Origin of the sequence: Aminobacter aganoensis (genome assembly GCF_014206975.1) — a bacterium.
In the GTDB taxonomy this organism is placed as follows: domain Bacteria; phylum Pseudomonadota; class Alphaproteobacteria; order Rhizobiales; family Rhizobiaceae; genus Aminobacter; species Aminobacter aganoensis.
On the sequence record NZ_JACHOU010000043.1, the window covers coordinates 1 to 3181 of the forward strand.

Below are 3181 nucleotides of genomic sequence, written 5' to 3' on the forward strand. Positions count from 1 at the left end.
ATGCAAAAAAGCCCGGCGTGAGCCGGGCTTTTCCGAGTTGCTTTTGGCTTGGCGCTCCGAGCTTGCGGCTCAGTGGTCCATGGCCTTGACGATCTCTTCGGTCATCTTCTTGGCGTCGCCGAGCAGCATCATGGTGCCGTCCTTGTAGAACAGCGTGTTGTCGATGCCGGCATAGCCGGAGCCTAGCGACCGCTTGACGAACAGGCAGGTGCGGGCCTTGTCGACGTCGAGGATCGGCATGCCGTAGATCGGCGAGGCCTTGTCGTCGCGCGCCGACGGGTTGGTGACGTCGTTGGCGCCGATGACGTAGGCGACGTCGGCCTGGGCGAACTCGCTATTGATGTCTTCGAGCTCGAAGACCTCGTCATAAGGCACGTTGGCCTCGGCCAAGAGCACGTTCATGTGGCCGGGCATGCGGCCGGCGACCGGGTGGATGGCGTATTTGACCTCGACGCCATTGGCCTTGAGCTTGTCGGTCATCTCGCGCAGCGCATGCTGGGCCTGGGCCACCGCCATGCCGTAGCCCGGCACGATGATGACCTTCTGGGCGTTCATCATCAGGAATGCGGCATCGTCCGCCGAACCCTGCTTGACGGTGCGCTCGATGCCGTCGTCGGTTACCGCAGCCGTCTCGCCGCCGAAGCCGCCGAGAATGACCGAGATGAACGAGCGGTTCATGCCCTTGCACATGATGTAGCTGAGGATCGCGCCCGAGGAGCCGACCAGCGCACCGGTGATGATCAGCGCCAGATTGCCGAGCGTGAAGCCGAGAGCGGCTGCCGCCCAGCCCGAATAGGAGTTGAGCATCGACACCACCACCGGCATGTCGGCGCCGCCGATCGGCACGATCAGCAGCACGCCGAGCACCAGCGACACGGCGACGATCAGCCAGAAGATGGTCGTCGACTGGGTCGTCACCAGCAGCACGATCAGCACCACCAGCGCGATGCCCAGTGCGGCGTTGATGACGTGGCGGCCGGGCAGCATGATCGGCTTGCCCGACATGCGGCCGTCGAGCTTGAGGAAGGCGATGACCGAGCCGGTAAACGTGATGGCGCCGATGGCGACGCCGAGGCTCATCTCGACCAGCGCCTGGCCATGGATGGCGCCGACGGTGCCGATGCCGAAGCTTTCCGGCGCATAGACGGCGGCCGCCGCCACCATCACGGCGGCCATGCCGACGAGGCTGTGGAAGGCTGCGACCAGCTGCGGCATCGAGGTCATGGCGATGCGCCGGGCGGTGACCGCACCGACGCCGCCGCCGATGGCGAGCCCGAGCACGATCAGGCCGAGGCCTGCGAGCGTGGGCTTGGCCAGCGCCAGCGTGGTGGCGATGGCGATGCCCATGCCGATCATGCCGTAGGTGTTGCCCTGGCGCGACGTGGTCGGATGCGACAGGCCGCGCAGCGCCAGGATGAACAGGATGCCGGAGACCAGATAGAGGAAGGAAGCGAGGTTCAGGGTCACGTCACTTGTCCTTCTTCTTGTACATCGCCAGCATGCGCTGGGTGACGAGGAAGCCGCCGAAGATGTTGACCGAGGCGAGCACCAGGGCAACGAAGCCGAAGCCGGTGGCAAGCCCGGAAGCGGCGATGCCGACGGCGAGCAGCGCGCCGACCACGATCACCGAGGAGATGGCGTTGGTCACCGCCATCAAGGGCGTGTGCAGCGCCGGCGTCACCGACCAGACGACGTAGTAGCCGACGAAGATCGCCAGAACGAAGATGGCGAAGCGGAACACGAACGGGTCGATCGCCCCGCCGCTCAGCGCATGCGCGGCGTCGCCCGCGGCTTCCGCCGCGCCCTGGCTGGTGGCGAGATCCTGGATGCCGAGCCGGACGGCGGCGACCGCCTGGTCGAGCTGGTCGAGGGCTTTCTGAAGACCTTCCATCACGCGTCTCCCTGCTTGGACGACTTCTTCCCGCTGGCCTTCGGCGCGGCAGGCTTCTTGGCGGCGGGCTTCTTGGCGGCGGACTTGGCCGGTTTGGTAGCCGCACCATCTGCCGCCGGGTCGTCGCCGCGGTTGTGGCCGGCAACGACCGGTTTTGGTTTATCCGCTGCCGCAGCCGCTGCCGCGTTGGCGAAGTTGGGGTGGACCACCTTGCCGGCGTCGGTCAGCATCGTTGCCTTGACCAGCTCGTCGTCGCGGTTGATGGCGATCTGCTTGCTCGTCTTGTCGACCATGGTCTCGAGGAAGGCGAACAGGTTCTTGGCGTAGAGCAGCGAGGCCGACGCCGCGACCCGGCCCGGCACGTTGAGGTGGCCGACGATTTTTGCCCCGTTGGCTGTCGTGACGATCTTGCCCGCGACCGCACCTTCGACATTGCCGCCGCGCTCGACGGCGAGGTCGACGAGCACCGAACCCGGCTTCATCGAGGCGACCATCTGGGCCGACACCAGCTTCGGCGCCGGACGGCCCGGGATCAGCGCGGTGGTGATGACGATGTCCTGCTTGGCGATGTGCTCGGCGGTGAGTGCCGCCTGCTTGGCCTGGTACTCCTTGGACATCTCCTTGGCGTAGCCGCCGGCGGTTTCGGCCGCCTTGAACTCCTCGTCCTCGACGGCAAGGAACTTGGCGCCGAGCGACGCCACCTGTTCCTTGACCGCCGGGCGCACGTCGGTGGCGGTCACGATCGCGCCCATGCGCCGCGCGGTGGCGATCGCCTGCAGGCCGGCGACGCCGACACCCATGATGAACACCTTGGCCGCCGGCACCGTGCCCGCCGCCGTCATCATCATCGGCAAGGCGCGGTCATATTCGGCGGCACCGTCGATCACCGCCTGGTAGCCGGCGAGGTTGGCCTGCGACGACAGCACGTCCATCACCTGGGCACGCGTGATGCGCGGCATGAACTCCATGGCGAATGCCGTCACCCCGGCCTTGGCCATCGCCGCCACCGCGGCGTCGTTGCCATAAGGATCCATGGTGGCGAGCACCGCGGCACCTGCCTTGTAGCCCTTGAGTTCGGCCTCGGAGGGACGGCGCACCTTCAGCACGACATCTGCCTTGGCAACGTCCGCCGCCTTGCCGATCTTGCCCCCGACCGCGGCAAACTCGGCATCGGGAATGCGCGACGACGTCCCCGCCCCGCTCTCCACCACGACCTCGAAGCCAAGCCCGACAAGGCGTTTCACCGTCTCCGGCGAAGCCCCAACCCGGCTCTCAATCGCGTCAATCTCT

The 3181-nt window shown here is 66.8% G+C and carries 3 protein-coding genes; all 3 read right to left on the bottom strand.

All coding sequences use genetic code 11. From position 1 onward, the window contains the following. Positions 1–69: 69 nt before the first annotated feature. Positions 70–1467 carry an NAD(P)(+) transhydrogenase (Re/Si-specific) subunit beta gene (locus GGR00_RS28090; RefSeq protein WP_055979893.1) on the bottom strand — a complete coding sequence of 466 codons (1398 nt, stop codon included), beginning with the start codon at positions 1465–1467 and terminating at the stop codon, positions 70–72. Position 1468: 1 nt separating this feature from the next. Next, entirely contained in the window at positions 1469–1891 is a 423-nt protein-coding gene (locus GGR00_RS28095; RefSeq protein ID WP_055979896.1) for a proton-translocating transhydrogenase family protein, read from the bottom strand. After that, on the bottom strand, positions 1891–3181 hold a 1291-nt coding region (locus GGR00_RS28100; protein WP_210315157.1), incomplete at its 5' end, for a Re/Si-specific NAD(P)(+) transhydrogenase subunit alpha. The genes GGR00_RS28100 and GGR00_RS28095, both read right to left, overlap by 1 nt.

What these genes read in the sequence shown, in the direction of transcription:
- GGR00_RS28095 (WP_055979896.1), bottom strand. Translation starts at nt 1,891, where the DNA reads ATGGAAGGTCTTCAGAAAGCCCTCGACCAGCTCGACCAGGCGGTCGCC.